The sequence below is a fragment of the Streptococcus sp. k-163 genome (assembly GCF_013277555.1).
Classification (GTDB): Bacteria; Bacillota; Bacilli; order Lactobacillales; family Streptococcaceae; genus Streptococcus.
Genome location: NZ_VMND01000008.1, coordinates 30,762 through 50,946 on the forward strand (window position 1 = coordinate 30,762; position 20,185 = coordinate 50,946).

At 41.7% G+C, this 20,185-nt stretch carries 18 protein-coding genes; 10 read left to right on the top strand and 8 right to left on the bottom strand.

Features of this window, described 5'->3' with window-relative positions:
• Nucleotides 1–30: 30 nt before the first annotated feature.
• From fabG to HT731_RS02795, 7 genes are read left to right on the top strand one after another with little or no spacing between them, the layout of a single operon-like run.
• Complete coding sequence (gene fabG / locus HT731_RS02765) at nt 31–762, top strand: 3-oxoacyl-[acyl-carrier-protein] reductase (RefSeq protein ID WP_153196844.1); 732 nt, start codon at nt 31–33, stop codon at nt 760–762.
• Nucleotides 763–784: 22 nt separating this feature from the next.
• A complete protein-coding gene (gene fabF / locus HT731_RS02770) occupies nt 785–2,020 on the top strand; it encodes a beta-ketoacyl-ACP synthase II (protein ID WP_173277585.1) in 1,236 nt (411 codons plus the stop codon).
• A gap of 2 nt (nt 2,021–2,022) precedes the next feature.
• The gene (gene accB / locus HT731_RS02775) at nt 2,023–2,460 is read left to right on the top strand and encodes an acetyl-CoA carboxylase biotin carboxyl carrier protein (protein WP_153196840.1); all 438 of its coding nucleotides are present in this window, start codon (nt 2,023–2,025) and stop codon (nt 2,458–2,460) included.
• Nucleotides 2,457–2,879 (top strand): 3-hydroxyacyl-ACP dehydratase FabZ, encoded by a 423-nt coding sequence (gene fabZ, locus HT731_RS02780; RefSeq protein ID WP_000565515.1) that lies wholly within the window; start codon nt 2,457–2,459, stop codon nt 2,877–2,879. The genes accB and fabZ overlap by 4 nt, the downstream gene beginning before the upstream one ends.
• Before the next feature lie 11 nt (nt 2,880–2,890).
• On the top strand, nt 2,891–4,258 hold the full coding sequence (gene accC / locus HT731_RS02785) for an acetyl-CoA carboxylase biotin carboxylase subunit (protein WP_173277587.1): 1,368 nt from the start codon (nt 2,891–2,893) through the stop codon (nt 4,256–4,258).
• 36 nt (nt 4,259–4,294) lie between these two features.
• On the top strand, nt 4,295–5,161 hold the full coding sequence (accD, locus tag HT731_RS02790) for an acetyl-CoA carboxylase, carboxyltransferase subunit beta (protein ID WP_153196836.1): 867 nt from the start codon (nt 4,295–4,297) through the stop codon (nt 5,159–5,161).
• The gene (locus tag HT731_RS02795; protein ID WP_061759872.1) at nt 5,158–5,925 is read left to right on the top strand and encodes an acetyl-CoA carboxylase carboxyl transferase subunit alpha; all 768 of its coding nucleotides are present in this window, start codon (nt 5,158–5,160) and stop codon (nt 5,923–5,925) included. The genes accD and HT731_RS02795 overlap by 4 nt, the downstream gene beginning before the upstream one ends.
• A 261-nt stretch (nt 5,926–6,186) precedes the next feature.
• On the opposite strand, the gene nusB is transcribed toward HT731_RS02795, so the two are convergent.
• The 6 genes from nusB to gatC form a co-directional block, all read right to left on the bottom strand.
• Nucleotides 6,187–6,612: a transcription antitermination factor NusB gene (gene nusB / locus HT731_RS02800; RefSeq protein ID WP_061759871.1), complete on the bottom strand. Its 426-nt coding sequence runs from the start codon at nt 6,610–6,612 to the stop codon at nt 6,187–6,189.
• Nucleotides 6,605–6,994 (bottom strand): Asp23/Gls24 family envelope stress response protein, encoded by a 390-nt coding sequence (locus HT731_RS02805; protein WP_000536307.1) that lies wholly within the window; start codon nt 6,992–6,994, stop codon nt 6,605–6,607. The genes nusB and HT731_RS02805 overlap by 8 nt, the downstream gene beginning before the upstream one ends.
• A gap of 21 nt (nt 6,995–7,015) precedes the next feature.
• Nucleotides 7,016–7,576: an elongation factor P gene (gene efp / locus HT731_RS02810; protein WP_061759870.1), complete on the bottom strand. Its 561-nt coding sequence runs from the start codon at nt 7,574–7,576 to the stop codon at nt 7,016–7,018.
• Between the two features lie 131 nt (nt 7,577–7,707).
• Entirely contained in the window at nt 7,708–9,150 is a 1,443-nt protein-coding gene (gene gatB / locus HT731_RS02815; protein WP_061759869.1) for an Asp-tRNA(Asn)/Glu-tRNA(Gln) amidotransferase subunit GatB, read from the bottom strand.
• On the bottom strand, nt 9,150–10,616 hold the full coding sequence (gene gatA, locus HT731_RS02820; protein ID WP_173277589.1) for an Asp-tRNA(Asn)/Glu-tRNA(Gln) amidotransferase subunit GatA: 1,467 nt from the start codon (nt 10,614–10,616) through the stop codon (nt 9,150–9,152). Before gatA ends, gatB begins: the two co-directional genes overlap by 1 nt.
• Nucleotides 10,616–10,918: an Asp-tRNA(Asn)/Glu-tRNA(Gln) amidotransferase subunit GatC gene (gene gatC, locus HT731_RS02825; RefSeq protein ID WP_000705419.1), complete on the bottom strand. Its 303-nt coding sequence runs from the start codon at nt 10,916–10,918 to the stop codon at nt 10,616–10,618. The genes gatA and gatC overlap by 1 nt, the downstream gene beginning before the upstream one ends.
• A 293-nt stretch (nt 10,919–11,211) precedes the next feature.
• Here gatC and HT731_RS09355 point away from each other — a divergent pair, with 293 nt between their 5' ends.
• Nucleotides 11,212–11,286 (top strand): hypothetical protein, encoded by a 75-nt coding sequence (locus tag HT731_RS09355; RefSeq protein WP_232610068.1) that lies wholly within the window; start codon nt 11,212–11,214, stop codon nt 11,284–11,286.
• 246 nt (nt 11,287–11,532) lie between these two features.
• Here the strand turns inward: HT731_RS09355 and HT731_RS02830 are convergent, their stop codons facing one another.
• Complete coding sequence (locus tag HT731_RS02830) at nt 11,533–11,778, bottom strand: DUF4160 domain-containing protein (RefSeq protein ID WP_001127466.1); 246 nt, start codon at nt 11,776–11,778, stop codon at nt 11,533–11,535.
• Nucleotides 11,771–12,022, bottom strand: a complete 252-nt coding sequence (locus HT731_RS02835; RefSeq protein ID WP_000471833.1) for a hypothetical protein — start codon at nt 12,020–12,022, stop codon at nt 11,771–11,773. Before HT731_RS02835 ends, HT731_RS02830 begins: the two co-directional genes overlap by 8 nt.
• Nucleotides 12,023–12,256: 234 nt before the next feature.
• Here HT731_RS02835 and HT731_RS02840 point away from each other — a divergent pair, with 234 nt between their 5' ends.
• The gene (locus HT731_RS02840) at nt 12,257–13,801 is read left to right on the top strand and encodes a peptide chain release factor 3 (protein WP_061759866.1); all 1,545 of its coding nucleotides are present in this window, start codon (nt 12,257–12,259) and stop codon (nt 13,799–13,801) included.
• Between the two features lie 1,138 nt (nt 13,802–14,939).
• On the top strand, nt 14,940–20,185 hold a 5,246-nt coding region (locus HT731_RS02845; RefSeq protein WP_173277590.1), incomplete at its 3' end, for an accessory Sec-dependent serine-rich glycoprotein adhesin.

Consider the following 20,185-nt stretch of genomic DNA (forward strand, 5'->3'; position numbering starts at 1 on the left):
CATAAATACAAGAGGAAACAGGAGAAAAGAATGCAACTAAAAAATAAAAATATCTTTATTACAGGTTCTAGTCGTGGAATTGGTCTTGCTATTGCCCACAAGTTTGCTCAGGCAGGAGCCAATATCGTCTTAAACAGTCGTGGGGCAATCTCTGAGGACTTGCTTGCCGAGTTTGCAGACTATAGTGTCAAGGTAGTTCCCATTTCAGGAGATGTGTCAGATTTTGCAGACGCTAAGTGTATGATTGAGCAAGCTATTGCAGACCTGGGTTCAGTAGATGTTTTGGTTAACAATGCAGGAATTACCCAAGATACCCTGATGCTCAAGATGACAGAAGAAGATTTTGAAAAAGTGCTCAAGGTTAACCTGACTGGCGCCTTTAACATGACACAATCAGTCTTGAAACCGATGATGAAAGCCAGAAAAGGTGCTATCATTAATATGTCTAGTGTTGTTGGTTTGATGGGAAATATCGGTCAAGCTAACTATGCTGCTTCTAAGGCTGGTTTGATTGGTTTTACCAAGTCTGTAGCGCGTGAAGTGGCCAATCGCAATATCAGGGTTAATGCTATTGCACCTGGAATGATTGAGTCCGATATGACAGCTGTTCTATCAGACAAGGTAAAAGATGCCATGCTGGCGCAAATTCCTATGAAAGAATTTGGGCAGGCAGAGCAGGTTGCAGATTTAACAGTATTTTTAGCAGGCCAAGATTATCTAACTGGTCAAGTGGTTGCCATTGATGGTGGCTTAAGTATGTAGCAGAAGCTAGAGGTGAAAAAAGATGAAACTAAATCGCGTAGTAGTAACAGGTTATGGAGTAACATCTCCAATCGGAAATACACCAGAAGAATTTTGGAATAGTTTGACAACTGGGAAAATTGGAATTGGTCAAATTACGAAATTTGATCATAGTGACTTTGATGTGCATAATGCGGCAGAAATCCAAGATTTTCCTTTTGATAAATACTTTGTAAAAAAAGATACCAATCGTTTTGATAACTATTCTTTGTACGCCTTGTATGCAGCCCAAGAAGCTGTTAATCATGCAGGTCTTGATGTAGAGGCTATTGACAAGGATCGTTTTGGTGTTATCGTGGCCTCTGGTATTGGTGGAATCAAGGAAATTGAAGATCAAGTGCTTCGCCTAAATGACAAAGGACCAAAACGTGTGAAACCATTGACCCTTCCAAAAGCCTTGCCAAATATGGCTTCAGGAAATGTTGCTATGCGTTTTGGAGCAAACGGTGTTTGTAAATCTATCAATACTGCCTGTGCTTCATCAAATGATGCGATTGGGGATGCCTTCCGCTCCATTAAGTTTGGTTTCCAAGATGTTATGTTGGTAGGTGGTTCAGAAGCCTCTATCACACCTTTTGCTATCGCTGGTTTCCAAGCCCTAACAGCTCTCTCTACTACAGAGGATCCAGCTCGCGCTTCTATTCCATTTGATAAGGACCGTAATGGTTTTGTTATGGGAGAAGGTTCAGGGATGTTGGTTCTTGAAAGCCTTGAACACGCCGAAAAACGTGGGGCAACCATCCTTGCAGAAGTGGTTGGTTACGGAAATACCTGTGATGCCTACCACATGACTTCTCCTCATCCAGAAGGTCAGGGTGCTATCAAGGCCATCAAATTAGCCTTGGAAGAAGCGGAAATTTCTCCAGAGCAAGTAGCCTATGTCAATGCTCACGGAACATCAACTCCGGCTAATGAAAAAGGAGAAAGTGGTGCGATCGTAGCTGTTCTTGGTAAGGAAGTCCCTGTATCATCAACTAAGTCTTTCACAGGACATTTGCTGGGCGCTGCAGGTGCAGTAGAAGCTATCGTTACCATTGAAGCTATGCGTCATAACTTTGTACCAATGACAGCTGGAACAAGTGAAGTATCAGATTATATCGAAGCCAATGTCGTTTATGGACAAGGCTTGGAGCAAGAAATTCCATACGCTATTTCAAATACCTTTGGTTTTGGTGGCCACAATGCAGTTCTTGCTTTCAAACGTTGGGAGAATAAATAAGTATGAATTTAAACGATATTAAGGACTTGATGGCTCAATTTGACCAGTCAAGTTTGAGAGAGTTTTCTTATAAGAATGGGACGGATGAATTGCAGTTTAGCAAGAATGAAGCTAGATTGGTGTCTGAAGTTTCACCTCAAGTTGCTCCAGCAGAAACTGTAGTGGAAGAAGTTCCTGCTCCAGCTGAAGCAAATGTGGCTGCTGAGGGAGATGTTGTAGAGAGCCCACTTGTTGGGGTGGCTTACTTGGCTGCTGGTCCAGATAAACCTGCCTTCGTTTCAGTTGGTGATAGTGTCAAAAAAGGTCAAACATTGGTCATTATCGAAGCCATGAAAGTCATGAATGAAATCCCAGCTCCTAAGGATGGTGTGGTAACGGAAATTCTCGTTTCTAACGAAGAAATGGTTGAATTTGGTAAAGGATTGGTACGTATCAAATGATCGATATTCAAGGAATCAAAGAAGCCCTTCCACACCGTTATCCTATGCTACTAGTAGATCGTGTGTTGGAAGTGAGCGAGGATACCATTGTTGCCATCAAAAATGTGACCATTAACGAGCCTTTCTTTAACGGCCATTTTCCTCAATACCCTGTCATGCCAGGTGTTCTGATTATGGAAGCATTAGCGCAAACAGCTGGTGTCTTGGAGTTGTCAAAACCTGAAAATAAGGGGAAACTGGTCTTTTACGCTGGTATGGACAAGGTTAAATTCAAGAAGCAAGTTGTACCAGGTGACCAATTGGTTATGACAGCAACGTTTGTAAAACGTCGTGGCACAATTGCTGTGGTTGAAGCAAAGGCTGAAGTGGATGGCAAGCTTGCAGCTAGTGGTACTCTTACCTTTGCAATAGGGAACTAAGGAGGTTCTCCATGTTTCGAAAAATCTTAATTGCCAATCGTGGTGAAATTGCGGTTCGTATTATCCGTGCGGCGCGTGAATTGGGCATTTCGACGGTGGCGGTTTATTCAACTGCTGATAAGGAAGCCCTGCATACGCTTTTGGCAGATGAAGCAGTTTGTATCGGTCCTGGTAAGGCAACTGAGTCTTATCTCAATATTAATGCGGTTCTATCAGCTGCAGTCTTGACTGAGGCAGAAGCCATTCACCCAGGTTTTGGATTTCTCAGCGAAAATTCCAAATTTGCGACCATGTGTGAAGAAGTTGGTATCAAGTTTATCGGTCCATCTGGTCATGTTATGGATATGATGGGGGATAAGATCAATGCGCGCGCTCAGATGATTAAAGCAGGCGTGCCTGTTATACCAGGTTCAGATGGAGAAGTGCATAACTCTGAAGAAGCCTTGATTGTTGCTGAAAAAATTGGCTATCCTGTGATGCTCAAGGCTTCAGCAGGTGGTGGTGGTAAAGGGATTCGTAAGGTTGAAAAGCCAGAAGACCTCGTTTCAGCCTTTGAGACTGCCTCTAGCGAAGCCAAGGCCAATTATGGCAATGGTGCTATGTATATAGAACGGGTTATCTATCCAGCTCGTCACATCGAGGTTCAAATCCTAGGAGATGAGCATGGACATGTGATTCACTTGGGGGAACGGGATTGTTCTCTTCAACGGAATAACCAAAAGGTTTTGGAAGAAAGTCCTTCAATTGCAATCGGAAAAACGCTGCGTCATGAAATCGGTGCTGCGGCTGTTCGAGCGGCAGAGTCTGTTGGCTATGAGAATGCAGGGACCATTGAGTTTCTTCTTGATGAATCCAGTGGCAAATTCTACTTCATGGAAATGAATACACGTGTTCAGGTGGAACATCCAGTAACAGAGTTTGTTTCAGGTGTGGATATCGTTAAGGAACAGATTCGCATTGCAGCAGGTCAACCTCTGTCTGTTAAGCAAGAAGATATTGTTCTACGAGGTCATGCTATTGAATGTCGTATCAATGCTGAAAATCCAGCCTTCAACTTTGCTCCAAGTCCAGGTAAGATTACCAATCTCTATCTTCCAAGCGGAGGTGTTGGCTTGCGCGTGGATTCAGCAGTTTATCCAGGCTATACCATTCCCCCCTATTATGATAGTATGATTGCCAAAATCATCGTTCACGGTGAAAATCGTTTTGATGCCTTGATGAAAATGCAACGTGCCCTCTACGAACTAGAGATAGAGGGGGTGCAGACCAATGCAGATTTCCAGCTTGACCTCATTTCAGATCGCAATGTCATTGCTGGAGATTACGATACTTCCTTCTTGATGGAAACTTTCTTACCCAAATATCAAGAAAAAGAATAAAATGACTTCAAGAGTTTAAACCGAAAAGGGGAATCAATGGCTCTATTTAGTAAAAAAGATAAGTATATTCGAATCAATCCCAATCGTTCGGTTAGGGAAAAGCCTCAAGCCAAGCCAGAGGTTCCAGATGAATTATTCTCCCAGTGTCCAGGCTGCAAGCATACCATCTATCAGAAGGATCTGGGAAGTGAGCGTATCTGTCCACATTGTAGCTATACCTTTCGTATTTCTGCCCAAGAACGCTTGGCTTTGACGATTGATATGGGAACCTTCAAGGAATTGTTTACAGGGATTGAAAGCAAGGATCCCTTGCATTTCCCTGATTATCAAAAGAAACTAGCAGCTATGCGTGAAAAAACTGGTCTGGATGAAGCTGTTGTGACAGGAACTGCTCTTATTAAAGGTCAGACTGTGACTCTTGGGATTATGGATTCCAACTTTATCATGGCTTCTATGGGTACGGTTGTAGGGGAGAAAATCACTCGCTTGTTTGAGTATGCGACGGTTGAAAAGTTGCCAGTTGTCCTCTTTACAGCCTCTGGTGGAGCCCGTATGCAGGAAGGAATCATGAGTCTCATGCAAATGGCTAAGATCTCTGCAGCAGTTAAGCGCCATTCAAATTCTGGTCTCTTTTACCTGACCATTCTGACAGATCCAACGACAGGTGGTGTAACAGCTTCTTTCGCTATGGAAGGGGATATTATTCTAGCAGAACCACAGAGCTTGGTCGGTTTTGCTGGGCGTCGTGTGATTGAAAATACGGTTCGTGAAAGCTTGCCTGAGGATTTCCAAAAGGCAGAATTCCTATTGGAGCATGGATTTGTGGATGCTATTGTTAAAAGAAGAGACTTGCCAGATACGATTGCTAGTCTAGTCAGATTGCACGGAGGGAGTCCTAGATGAATATTGCAAAAATAGTCAGAGAAGCGCGTGAGCAGAGTCGCTTGACAACCTTGGACTTTGCGACAGGCATTTTTGATGAATTTATCCAATTACACGGTGACCGTTCTTTTCGTGACGATGGTGCAGTTGTTGGTGGTATTGGCTGGCTTGGAGATCAAGCTGTAACAGTAGTTGGTATCCAAAAAGGCAAGAGCTTACAAGACAACCTCAAACGGAATTTTGGACAACCACATCCAGAAGGTTACCGCAAGGCCCTACGTTTGATGAAACAGGCTGAAAAATTTGGCCGTCCAGTTGTGACCTTTATCAATACAGCAGGTGCCTATCCTGGTGTCGGAGCGGAAGAACGTGGTCAAGGTGAAGCTATTGCTCGCAATCTCATGGAAATGAGTGACCTGAAAGTTCCTATTATCGCCATCATTATCGGTGAAGGTGGTTCAGGTGGGGCTTTGGCTCTAGCAGTCGCGGACCGTGTCTGGATGCTGGAAAATTCCATCTATGCCATTCTCAGTCCAGAAGGCTTTGCTTCCATTCTATGGAAGGACGGCACTCGTGCCATGGAAGCAGCAGAACTGATGAAAATCACCTCACATGAACTGTTAGAAATGGACGTGGTGGATAAGGTGATTTCTGAAGCAGAACTTTCTAGCAAAGAACTGATTAAAAGTGTCAAAAAAGAACTACAAGACGAGCTAGCCATGCTTTCACAAAAACCTCTAGAAGAGTTGTTGGAAGTGCGCTATCAACGGTTTAGAAAATACTAATACTCTTCGAAAATCTCTTCAAACCACGTCAGCTTCGCCTAGTCGTATATATGTTACTGACTTCGTCAGTTCTATCCATAACCTCAAAACCGTGTTTTGAGGTTATGGATAGCTTCCTAGTTTGCTCTTTGATTTTCATTGAGTATAATTCTTTAGAATACGCAAAAACTAGAACTGGAAGTCAGTTCTAGTTTTTATGTGCTTCTTACTCTATATCAAGAGAAAGTCAAAAGGTGCTTGGAAGACCAAACACCTTTTCGATTATTCATTTTCTTCAGTTACAAATTGACTAAGCAGTCCGTTGATAAAGCGGGCTGATTTTTGATCTGAAAAATTCTTAGCGAGTTCAATGGCTTCATTGACTGCTACCAGCTGAGGTGTATCAAATGATGTGATTTCAAAGATTCCTAAGCGTAGTAAGTTTTTTTCGACCAAGGTCAAGCGTTCAACTGTCCAGCCTGACTTGAGGTGCTGGTTGATTTGGTTATCCAACTCGTCTTTTTGAGCTTGAACACCAGAAACCAAATTCAGAAGAAAGGCAGGGATTTGCACATCTGCATCTTCACGGTCATGTGTGTAGGCAAAGTGACAAGCCGTTTCCATATCTGTACCGAATTCAAGACTCATAAGAGCTTGAAAAGCGCATTTACGAAGTTCGCGTCTAGATTCTAATAATGGACTAGTCATTGAGGAAGTCCTCGTTAAATAGATCTTTCAACTCTGGTTTAGGTGTTTTGTCTGGAACAATTCCTGTAACATGGATATTGACAGCAGAAAGTTCCACATCAGCCATATCATGGACAGCATCTTTGACCGCTTTTTGAATAGCAAGAGCAACTTTTGGTACTTTCACACCGTACTCAAGGTAGAGGTAGATGTCAGCAGTTAGTTCTTCGTTGCTTTCTTTTAAGTAGACGCCACGACCAAGAGAGAGTTTTGATAGGGTATCAGATACGGATTTATTTGAAAATGAGTGAACACCATCAACTTTAGCAGTTGCGATGGCAATGATTTTTTCAAGTACACGTGGAGCGATAACGATTTCGCCAAATTGTTCTTCAGTTCCCATAGAATGACCTCTTTCTAGAGATTAGGCACGAGAAACGTAAGTTCCTTCTGCAGTGTTGATGATCAATTTTTGTCCAGCTTCGATGAAGTCTGGAACGTTGACAACAAGTCCAGTTTCCATAGTTGCTGGTTTACCAGAACCTGTAACAGTAGCACCTTTGATAGATGGTTGTGTTTCAGCAACTGTCAATTCAACAGTAGTTGGTACAGTTACACCGATTACTTCAGTTCCGTAGAATTGGATTTTCACATCAGAGTTTTCAAGGATGTAAAGCAATTCATTTTCAACATTTACGACTGGGATTTCGTATTGGTCGTAAGTTTCAGTGTTCATGAAGTAGGCAGTTTCATCCATTTTGTACAAGTATTGAGCTGGAATAGTCTCGATAATAGCTTGTTCGAATTTTTCTTCTGGACGGTAGCTTGTGTCAAAAGTAGAACCAGTACGGACATCACGCAATTTCATACGCATGATCGTGTTTCCTTTACCTGGTTTGTGGTGGCTAGCTTCCAAAACGCGGATCAATTTTCCGTCTGCAGTTTCAAATGTCATACCAGCTTTCAATTTGCTTGCTTCAATCATGTTTTTACCTCTTTAATAAATATTATTACTCCTCATTTTACCATAAAATCTTCTGGAAATAAAGCCAAAATAGTTATTGGGATTTGGTAGGAGCGAAAAAAACCAACCTCAGGGCTGGTTTCTTTTACATATTAATCTTCTTTCAACTTCGCTAATTCTTGAGCAAGAAGTTGAAGGGCAACTTGTGGGTTGGCTTGGCCTTTGGTTGCTTTCATCAGGAAGCCTGTGAAGGCCTTGTCTGCGTTACGTTTACCTGACTTGAAGTCGGCAACTGCGGCTTCGTTATCCGCAAAGACTTGGTGGATAATTGGAATCAAGACAGCTGGATCTGAGATTTGGACCATGCCTGCTTTTTCCACGTATTCACGCGCTCCACCGCCATTTTTCGCCAGGTGGACAAAGACTTTCTTAGCAATCTTAGAAGAGATAGTGCCGTCTTCGATGATGGCAATCATTTCAACCAAGTTTTCTGGTGTCAATTCGATTTGTTCCAGTGTCTTGCCTTCAGCGTTCAAGAACTGAGCAACCTCACCTTGGAGCCAGTTAGAGACTTGTTTAGCATCGCCACCGAGAGCAACAGCTTTTTCAAAGAAATCAGAAGTGACTTTGTTCGCAGTTAACTGACTAGCATCATAGTCTGACAAGCCAAGGTCAGATACATAACGCGCACGGCGTTCTTTTGGAAACTCTGGCAACTCTGTACGCATTTCTTCGATCCACTCATCTGAAATTTCAAAGATAGGTAGGTCAGGTTCTGGGAAGTAGCGGTAGTCAGCAGCGCCTTCCTTAACACGCATGAGGATAGTTGTCTTGTTGGCTTCATCGTAACGGCGTGTTTCTTGGCGGATTTGACCACCTGAGCGTAGGATTTCAGCCTGACGTTGGACTTCGTATTCAAGACCCTTGCGAACATTTGAGAAGGAATTCAAGTTCTTCAACTCAGTCTTGGTACCGAATTTCTCTTGACCATAAGGACGAAGGGAGATGTTAGCATCCACACGCATAGAACCTTCTTCCATCTTAACGTCAGAAATACCAGCGTACTGGATAACTTCCTTGAGGGCTGTCAGATAAGCGTAGGCTTCTTCTGGCGAACGCATGTCAGCCTCAGATACGATCTCAATCAATGGAACACCTTGGCGGTTGAGGTCAACATAAGAGTAGCCATCTGTACCGTGGGTGTTTTTACCAGCGTCTTCCTCTAGGTGGGCGCGTTCGATACCGATTTTCTTGGTCGTACCGTCTTCTAGCTCAACTTCAATCCATCCATTGTAACCAATTGGCTCATCAAATTGAGAAATTTGGTAGGCTTTGGGATTATCAGGATAGAAGTAGTTCTTGCGGTCAAAGTGCATCTTTTTATGGATGTCCATGTTGAGGGCAAGAGCTGCCTTGATACCGGCATCAACAACACCTTTATTGAGAACTGGCAGAACTCCTGGGAAGGACCAGTCAATCACGTTAGTGTTGGCATTTTGGTCATTTCCAAAGTGGGCAGAAGTAGGTGAGAAGATTTTTGAATTGGTGTTGAGCTCTACGTGGACTTCAAGTCCAATGACTGTTTCAAAGTTCATTAGTTGTCACCTCCAAAAATCACGGGTTGTTGTTTGTGGTAGTCTGTTGTTGCTTCAAAGGCAGCAGCAGCTTGGTAAATGGTTTCCTCAGAGTACTTAGGACCAATCAATTGGAGTCCGACAGGGAGACCTTGAGAGAATCCAGCAGGAATCGAAATCCCTGGAAGACCAGCTAAGTTAACTGGGATGGTCAAGAGGTCAGCTAAGTACATGGCAACTGGGTCGTGGTTGAGAGAATTTAAGTCATAGGCAACGCTTGGAGCAGTTGGACCCAAAATCAAGTCGTAATCCGCAAAGACTTTTTCGAAATCTTGGATGATGAGGGTACGAACCTGTCCAGCTTTCTTGTAGTAAGCATCATAGTAACCTGATGAAAGACTGAAAGTACCAAGCATGATACGGCGTTTAACCTCTTCACCGAATCCTTGGCTACGGCTATTTACATAGATTTCATCAAGGTTTGTCGCATCCTCTGCACGGTAGCCATAACGAATACCGTCAAAGCGTTGCAAGTTTGATGAAGCTTCAGATGAAGCGATAATGTAGTATACTGCCACACCATATTTAGAGTGAGGGAGGCTGACTTCTTCAACGATAGCGCCAAGTTTTTCAAAGTGCTTAGCAGCATTTAGAATAGTTTCCTTAACCTCTGGGGCAATCCCTTCACCAAGGTATTCCTTAGGCAAAGCGATTTTCATGCCCTTGACGTCTTGACCGATTTTTGAAGTAAAGTCGGCAATGCGGACAGGAGCAGAAGTAGAGTCTTTATCATCTTCGCTGGCAATAGCATTGAGCAAGAGGGCATTTTCCTTAACAGTTGGTGCAAAAGGTCCAATCTGGTCTAATGAGCTACCGAAGGCAATGAGACCGAAACGAGAAACCGTTCCGTAGGTTGGTTTGAGACCAACGATCCCGTTGAAGGCAGCAGGTTGGCGGATAGAACCACCCGTATCAGAACCAAGTGACAAGCGGACTTGTCCAGAAGCTACAGCTGCGGCAGAACCACTTGATGAACCACCAGGCACCTTGCTGTGGTCCCAAGCATTTTTAGTAGCGCCGTAGTGGGAAGTCTCACCTGAACCACCCATGGCAAATTCGTCCATATTGGTCTTTCCAACGACAATCATGCCTTTAGCCTTTGCATTGGCAACCGCAGTCGCATCAAAGATAGGCTCGTAGTTGTAGAGCATTTTTGAGGCAGCAGTTGTGAGAATACCGTCTGTAGAGATATTATCCTTAACAGCAAGTGGAATTCCTGAAAGGACATTATCAGCGTCAATTCCAGCTTCATCAATGGCTTTAGCTTGAGCAAGAGCTTGCTCTTCAGCGATGGTAACGAAAGCGTTGATAGCTGTCTCGCGAGACTTGATATCTTCAAGAGTAGCTTGTGTCAATTCAGTTGCAGAAATTTCCTTAGAGACAAGGAGATTGTGCAAGTCTTCAATGGTTTTATGGTTAAAAGTCATTAGGCATCTCCTCCATCGTCTAGGATAGCTGGCACCTTGATATAGTAGTTATCTTTTTCAGGTACGTTTTTAAACAGGCGGTCACGGTCTGTTCCTTCTTCAGCCACATCAGGGCGGAGTACGGTCTTACGGTCAGCCATGGTCGTAGTAGGTGCGACACCAGTTGTGTCAACTTCGCCCAGCAATTCAACCATGTCAACAATTTTAGACAAAGTTGTCGCAAAGGCAGCAGTTTCTTCTTCAGAGAATCTTAATTTTGAAAGATTGGCAACGTGTGTTACCTCTTCTTGCGTAATTTTCATCTTGCATCCTTTCGTGAAATGATGATTTTTAGTCTGTTCTATTTTACCATATTTTCCTATAAATAAGGGAGGGAAAGATGAAAAAAGACAGGTATAGGATGGAGAACGGGTTTTGATGATGATTTATTTGAAAAGCGGATTTCAAAGGGGAAAATATATGGTACAATAGTTTAACAGAGAAGTGAAGACGGTGGTTACGAAATCGAAAGGATGGTGATGCTTATGTGCAGAACCTGTAAAATCTTAGTAGAAAGGAGTAACCAGATTTGTCCCCTTTTGAGGTTTTGACACTCATGTTTGTAGCTGGTAACTTTGTTATCACGCTCCTAAAGTTCATCCTTGAATTGGTAAAAGAGACAAAAAAATAGCCGTCCAAACTTTGGCGAGTTAACGAGCTATTTTTTAGTTATGTAATTACAGCCACCGTCTTAAACGGATCTGTGGGGTGTTGTTGTCGCAACACCTTTTTCTATATTTATTGTAACATTTATTTGAAAAATTGCAAGGGGAGTAGGATGGTTAGTACCTAAGTGGGGCAATAGTTGAATAGTAGGCATTAAAATTGCTAGATAGTTTTTGTTTGTTGTTGATTAGCAAACTAAGATTCTTTGATTTTAGTATGCACTCTTTTGGTATTCATTCCATAAAGCCTGAAGTTCAACTGCATTTTCTAAGACATATTGCCTTATCATTTTTAGGTCTTTTGCTTTTGCTTTACCATCTCTCAGTTCACCGTTCAGAAACATTGAGCCGACTTCTTCTCCGTGGATATAAAAGTGAATATGCGCTTTTTGACCTTTATGGTTATGTTCGTTAGGACGGATTTCAATACCATACTTTAAGAAAGAATATTTAGGCATGTAGTAATCCCACGTAGTCCTTCCATGTTTCAAGGTAGTTATCGCGATTTAACTCAATTTGCTTTTGAGCAAAACGAATATCATAGTCTGCCAAGTCCAAATTTTCCAATACTTCTCCAGTTAGAATACTAAAGGTTCCGATTAATTCATCGTCATCATACATACGCAAAATAGGGTTGCTTGGATTCTTGTAAATATCATCTTTCGTCACTTCTAAATTGGTTACACCAAATTCTTTGAACATGATTACATCTCCTTTTTGTTTTATTATATCATTTTTGCTAGAATTGTCACGGTTTTCGATCTATTTGACTACAAGGAATAGCTTTTATTCAAGTATAGTCTAACATAAAATAGAAATTGAAAAAAATGCTAAAATCCGATATAATGGAGTGTTGAAAGGAATGGTAAAATCCAATGTAGAAATCATTCTTAGCTATTGAAACAAGAAAAATAGAGAATCAAAGAAAGAGAACTTATGAATATTCAAGAAGAAATTAAGAAACGTCGTACCTTTGCTATCATCTCCCACCCTGACGCGGGGAAAACAACCATCACTGAGCAGTTGCTCTACTTTGGGGGCGAGATTCGTGAGGCTGGTACTGTAAAAGGAAAGAAAACAGGGACTTTTGCCAAGTCTGACTGGATGGATATCGAGAAACAACGTGGGATTTCCGTTACTTCATCTGTTATGCAGTTTGACTACGATGGCAAGCGCGTGAATATCCTAGACACGCCAGGGCACGAGGACTTCTCAGAAGATACCTATCGTACCTTGATGGCGGTGGATGCTGCGGTCATGGTGGTGGATTCTGCCAAGGGTATTGAGGCTCAAACCAAAAAGTTGTTTGAAGTTGTCAAACACCGTGGCATTCCAGTTTTTACCTTTATGAACAAGCTAGACCGTGACGGTCGTGAGCCACTGGACCTCTTGCAAGAATTAGAAGAAGTCTTGGGTATTGCTAGCTACCCGATGAACTGGCCAATCGGGATGGGGAAAGCCTTTGAAGGGTTATATGACCTCTATAACCAACGCTTGGAGCTCTATAAAGGGGATGAGCGTTTTGCCAGTTTAGAAGATGGGGACAAGCTTTTTGGTAGCAATCCTTTCTACGAGCAAGTCAAGGATGACATTGAGCTTTTAAATGAAGCTGGGAATGAATTTTCAGAGGAAGCTATTCTGGCTGGAGAATTGACACCTGTCTTCTTCGGTTCGGCTTTGACTAACTTTGGTGTGCAGACTTTCTTAGAAACCTTCCTCAAGTTTGCTCCAGAACCACATGGACACAAGAAAACAGACGGTGAAATTGTGGATCCTTACGACAAGGATTTCTCAGGATTTGTCTTTAAAATCCAAGCCAACATGGATCCTCGTCACCGTGACCGTATCGCCTTTGTCCGTATCGTGTCAGGTGAATTTGAGCGTGGTATGAGTGTCAACCTACCTCGTACTGGTAAGGGTGCCAAGCTGTCCAATGTTACACAGTTTATGGCTGAAAGTCGTGAGAATGTGACCAATGCCGTGGCAGGTGATATTATCGGGGTTTACGATACCGGTACTTATCAGGTTGGGGATACTTTGACAGTTGGGAAAAATAAGTTTGAATTTGAACCACTGCCAACCTTTACACCTGAGATTTTTATGAAAGTTTCTGCTAGGAATGTCATGAAACAAAAATCCTTCCACAAGGGGATTGAACAATTGGTGCAAGAAGGAGCCATCCAGCTTTACAAGAATTACCAAACAGGCGAGTACATGCTGGGAGCTGTTGGTCAACTCCAGTTTGAAGTCTTTAAGCACCGTATGGAAGGTGAGTATAATGCGGAAGTAGTTATGAGCCCAATGGGTAAAAAGACCGTTCGTTGGATCAAGCCTGAGGACTTGGATGAACGGATGTCATCAAGTCGCAATATCTTGGCCAAAGACCGCTTTGACCAACCAGTCTTTCTCTTTGAAAACGACTTTGCCCTCCGTTGGTTTGCGGACAAGTATCCAGACGTAGAGTTAGAGGAAAAAATGTAGATCGCCAAAGTTACTTGATTGTGTAACAATCTAAGTAACTAACGCCAAGTTTCTATGGAACTTGGCTAGGCGCTCCACTAGTAAAGTTTTACGAATAATATCGATTCGTAAAACTTTACGTCGTAACGGGTAGTGAGTGGTCTAGCTAACTGCCTCACTAACTGAGTTTTACAAATGGAATCGATTTATAAAACTCAGTGTCGTAATCTAATAATCGGTAACCGCTATGGCGGTCTACCTAAACGCTTCACTAGGAAAAATCCACGAATATTATCGATCCGTGGATTTTTCCGTCGTAACTTGTAGTGAGTGGTCTAGCTAACTGCTTTACTAACTACGTTTGGCAAATGGAATCGATTTGCCAAACTCCGTGTCCTAGTGTAACAATCGGTAAGTGATATGTCATTTGAGCTATCCCTCATTATTAGAATAAGTCCATGAATGTTATTGTTCGTGGGCTTTTTCATCGGAATTTTAGATAGTTAGAGTGGCTGTTTTTCTTACTAAAACTTGGTAAAATAATGTTCTTCTCAACTTTCAGTGGTAGTTCAGCAAAGTTCTTTTTATAAGATAAGAATTTCAGTAACTAAGGAGACTAATCAAAAAATTAAGTTTGGAATAGGATGTATCATTTATACTCAATGAAAATCAAAGAGCAAACTAGGAAACTAGCGACAGACAGTATTTGAGGATGGCAAGGTGAAGCTGACGTGGTTTGAAGAGATTTTCGAAGAGTATTAGGTATTAAAAAAACTTGAGAGGACACATGTTTCCTTGCCAATCTACTCACGTAATATCCTAGTGAAATTATATGTATTGAAATTTAACAGTGAACTCTAGCTAGCGCTGTGATTCGGCAATAGTATGATTGATTAATGAAATAGAATATTTGAATATAGAAAATTTTATATTTTTATTCAATGTAAATAAATCGCAATATACAAAAAACGGCACAATATATATTGAATACGTATTGAGTTCACTTGTGAAAAGATTTACCTTAAATATAAAGTGTTATAATATAGTATTATTTTTTTGAATTCTATTGCTTTTTAAATCAATTTTTTTTATAATATTAAAGATTAACTTAGAATGGGGTGAATTGTACCCTTAACCTAAGTTTAGAAAAGGAGATAACATGTTTTTCAGACGTCAAGAGGGTCAATATCGTGAAACTGATCGTGTGACCCGCTATAAGTTAGTGAAATCCGGTAAGCATTGGCTACGGGCTTCCACTTCTTTATTTGGTTTGTTTAAGGTTTTCCGTGGTAGTGTCGACACTACTCAAGTTATGACCGAAGTGGTTGAGAACCAAACAAACAATACGATTACAGGCCTCGATATTATAAGGGGACTTGCAGCTACAGGAGCTGTATTAGGCGGAGCAGTGGCAACACAAACTACTGTTCATGCCAATGATGCGGTTGCTCTTGAAAAGACATTGGAGTCATCGGATGTTTTAGCTACAAATGACTCAGTCGTTCTTGGATCTGTTTCGAAAGCAAATCCAGAAGAATCGGCAAGTTTGTCACACTCAGAAAGCGAGAGTGTGTCTAGTTCAGAATCGACTTCTGCCAGCCAATCAGTGAGCGCTAGCACTTCTGCAAGTATGTCAGCAAGTACTTCTGCCTCTGTTAGCGCGTCGACAAGTACTTCTGCAAGTGTGTCAGAAACTACTTCTGTAAGTTCTAGTCAGTTGATGGTTCATTCAGAAGATAGTTCGGTTGCGACTAGCACTGCTAGTGTTGAAACTGCTGGACAATCTGAATCAGCTTCAGCTGAGAATCAAGTAGTTAGTCAAGGTTTGCCAAACTCTAATTTGTCTGCACCTGTCTTGGACTCTGCTAAGTCAGCAACAGGTTTGATAGAGAAAACTTCCGAATTAACAAGTTTGGCAGGAGTGACTGCTGGTGCCTTGTCATCGGTAGAAGTATCTACAAAGAAAAATGAAGAAGATCGTAAAAAGCTGGCTAAAATTTCAGCTGAAATGGGTGAGTATTTAGCTAAGGCGGCAGATCTTCCAGATACGAGTGCAGCCATCCTTAAGGTGGAAACTGCCATTACTGAGATTGAGTCAGCTTTAAAGGATCCAACTGCTGATCTTGGTAGTGTTGTCAAAACGGCAACTTCAGCTCGTAATTCTATTGCCAATGCAGTTTTACGTGCCACTTCAGGTCAACGTGATGGCCGTAATGGACAAGCGATAGAGAGGGGTGCTTCTCCTAGAGCAATATTCTCTAGCCATGGTACGACAGCCTCAATTGCGTCTACTAATTATAATCCAAATACTCATGAAGTTGTTTGGCGTATTAATATGCATGCTAACAATGCCTTGCATCATGTAGGGCTGATTGCGGATGTAGATTCCAATACGACGATTAATCGTGTGACCTTTAATGGACAAGAGATGGCGAAACGTGGTGGTTCAAGAAATGAGTATGTCTATGATATCCGCCATGATAAACAAAGAAACCTAGAAGCAACGCTTGAAGTTCATGCCACTGTAAACAAGCAGTCGAAAGCTGCAAGCTTGAACGCAAAAGTTGCTACAAGCAGTCAACCGTTTACAAGTGCAGATACTTCTGGAAATTATAGCGGTTCAATAAGTTCAACTGTTCCAACTAGTGGGACAGGTCAGAGCCGTGCAGCAGGTCAGAGCCGTGCGGCATCTAATAAGCCTACAATTACGATGCCAGAGGATCTTATCTTTTATAATGATGATGCAGTCACTGGTTTTGATATACAATTAAATGATGATAAAGGGATGGATAACATCAAACCTTCTTTATCTAATAAGAATATTACAGGTTTAAATGCGCCGAACTTTCCCGCTACTAGTAAAAGAGGATTGGGGGATTTGTATATCTATGATCCTAAAGGTAATCAAACTGGAGCTTTGAAATCTTATAATATCAAAGTAGAAGGGACAATTGGACGTAAGGGTACTGCTTGGGAGCCGGAAACACCAGGAACCTATAAACTCACCTATACACTTACAGATATTGATGGTCTGACTGATGAAAAGACTACCAATTTTACTATTAAAGGTTTTAACGAGCGACAAAACCCTGTGAGTGGTGCGACGGTCACAGTTAATGACAAAGAACATCTAAGTCCAAAGGAAAAAGAGCAAGTCTTGGCTAACTTTAAAACAGCCAATGCAAGCATTCTTTCAGGTACAGACTATAAAAAAGGAACTGAAGAAGGTTTCCTAAGTGTAGCAGATAATGGCGTTGTAACCATTACTTATCGAGATCGTACCCAGGATACAGTCAATTCAAATCTGAAATATGGTGTTGAAAAAGGGACTGACACATTCTATGCAGTAAGTAATGAGTCGCTGTCTAATATAAATCCAAGAAGTCTTGTGCGCCCAGTTGGCGGAGCATCTGACCTCCCTAATGGGACAACATTTGCATGGAAAAACGGACAAGCTCCTACAATGGAAGTAGGTAGTCGAGCTGCAACCTTAACGGTAACACATCCAGACAGAACCACAACAGATTTAACTTATAATTATACTGTTTATCCAAAAATTGAGACCAAAACCAATAATGGAGTTACTGGTCAATTTTATGCCTTTAAAGCAACTTCGGGTGATAAAGCAGTTGGAGGTAGATATGCTAATAATATAGGTGGATTTTCAAACCTATATCTCAATAATGATTCTCTTCCTTCAGGAACAACATTTGCTTATGAATATCGTCTGAACAACAATGCAAGTGCATCGGTAAGTAGTCAAGCTGGGTCACCTAAATTTAGTGATGTTTGGCATACAACTGATTCTTCAGCTAAAACGCACCATACTACCTATACTGCAAAAGCAACTTATCCTAAAGGACGTCTTGGTGATGTAACAGCTTCAAATCCTGCTCTCACAAGTGAAGTGAGATTTGATTATACGGTAGTTGATCCGGTAGCTAAACAAGAGTATACTACAACAGTTGGTGACACGGCTCCGCTAAATGATATTATTAACAATCCGGGCAATGCGCTTAAAAATTCTGATTCTAGTGTGGTGATTCCTGCTGGAACAACTTATAAGTGGGTATCTACACCAGATGCTTCAGCTCCAGGTATCTATAAGAAAGAAGCTCAAATTACTTTACCACAAGGTTCAACAACTCAACCAAGTAATTATGCAAATGTTCCTGTTACTATTAAAGTAAAACCAAACCCACCACAAATTGCAGATGATCAAGTAACGAATACAGGTGGTCTTCCAAATAAAGGAATCACTGTAACGAATGCATTGCCAAATGCACAGGTTACCTTGACAATTGGTGGTAAAACTCTTACTAAAGAAGCAGATGGTAATGGAAATGTAACCTTCCCTTCTACCGATGTTGCAGATAGTAACGGCTTGCTTCCAACAGGAAATGTAACAGTTAAGCAAAGTAAGGCATTTATTAATCCTGTAACAAATTCAACTGAAACTTTGGAATCAGGAACAACGACTAAGAACATCACTCCTGAAACTGAAAAACCAGTAGCTACAGATACAGTTGTAGAAGTGAAGGATCGTGTAACTGGTCTGTGGAAAGAAGTTTCAAAAACCAGCGTAGGAAATAAACCAGAACATACCTTCTATGCAGGTGATGAAATTCGTTTCACTACAACCTTCACAGATAATAGTAAATTTATTAAGAGAACTAACGTTCATTCAGGTGAAACAAGTGCAACAATAGTTCCAAATGTCTTAGACTCTTCATTTGGAGAGGCGAATGCAACAAACATTTCTTCCTTGACAGAAGCAACTCCAGCAAAACCAGCTAAATTGGAAGTTACAGGAAAAGTCAAAGATGAGTTGCAGTATAGTACAGGAAATGTTGCTACGCGATCAATTTCCGCAGAAGATGAGTCAGGTAACCGTTCAAATGGGTCTACCTTCCGAATAAGACAAGGTAGTCTAGCAGTAAGAAATGCTAACTTGAATCCAGATAAGAAGATTAAGGTTACAAGTCTTGCTTCCTTGACAGATACGGAAAAAACAAGCATTATAGAAGCTGTTAAGAATTCCCATGATACAGCTACAGAAAAAGAAAAAGATCGTATCCAGAATGTTACCATCGAAGGGAATAATAATGTTAAGATTACCTATAAAGATGGTCAATCTCGTACAAAACCAATCTCAGATTTGGCAATGGAAGTTAACCCACCGGTTATTGAAGACTTAAGTGGACGTGGAGGTTTGCCAAATCAAACCATCACGGTAAATAATGTTCTTCCAGGAGCAACCGTAACCTTGACAGTTGCAGGTCAAACAATTACGCCGAAAAAAGCAGGAAATAACGCTACCAGCGTGACCTTTACTGCAGAAGATTTGAGAACGGCTTACACCGCAAACAATGGTCTACTTCCTTCAGGTAATGTGACTGCAATTCAAAGTGTACCAGCAGGTCCAAATACAACTGAAGTGTTAACTTCAGAGCCAGGGTCTGGGACTATTACTAATGAAACTGAAAGACCAGAACCAACCTTTGATCTTTATATCAAGAATGATAAGACAGGTCAATGGGAGAAACAATCCATTCAGGATAATGTTCGCCCAGGTGCAAGAGGCTACGAGGTCTTTGCAGGTGATGAAATTAAAATCGTCTTAAGTGCTAAAGATAATAGTGGTAAGATTAAAGAACTGAAACTTTATGACGGTATTTCTGATAAAGATAGAATTTTCCAAGATGGATATTCATCAAACGATTCTGCCCCAGGATTTAAGAATACTCCAACAGAAGCCTCAGAAACGAATCCTGCTACTAGAGAGTACACAGCAACCTATGATGCAAACAAGCAGTATGCAGATGGTAACAGATGGAATCGTGGTACTAAAGCAGTCGATTTATCTAATAACGAAGCACGTACTCTGACAGTAGTAGCTCAAGGGAAACTGAATAAGAAATTCCCAGCTCAGGTTCCAGCAACGGTTCAAGTAAGCAATACAAAAACCCTGTCTCCAGAAGATAAACAAAAGATTCTTGAGGCGGTGAAAGCAGCAAATCCAAAAGATGCAAACCGTATCGAAGATGGAGATAAAGGATATAGAATATCAAATGATGGGACTGTGACGATTACTTATAAAGATGGTACACAAAATACAGTGAAACCACCAGTATCGGATTCAGATGCATCTCAATCTGCCTCAATGAGCGCGTCTAAGTCCGCATCGACAAGTGCGAGCCAAAGTGCCTCAACGAGCGCGTCTAAGTCAGCATCAACAAGTGCCAGCCAAAGTGCCTCAACGAGCGCGTCTAAGTCAGCGTCAACAAGTGCGAGCCAAAGTGCCTCAACGAGCGCGTCTAAGTCAGCGTCAACAAGTGCCAGCCAAAGTGCCTCAACGAGCGCGTCTAAGTCCGCATCAACAAGTGCCAGCCAAAGTGCTTCAAC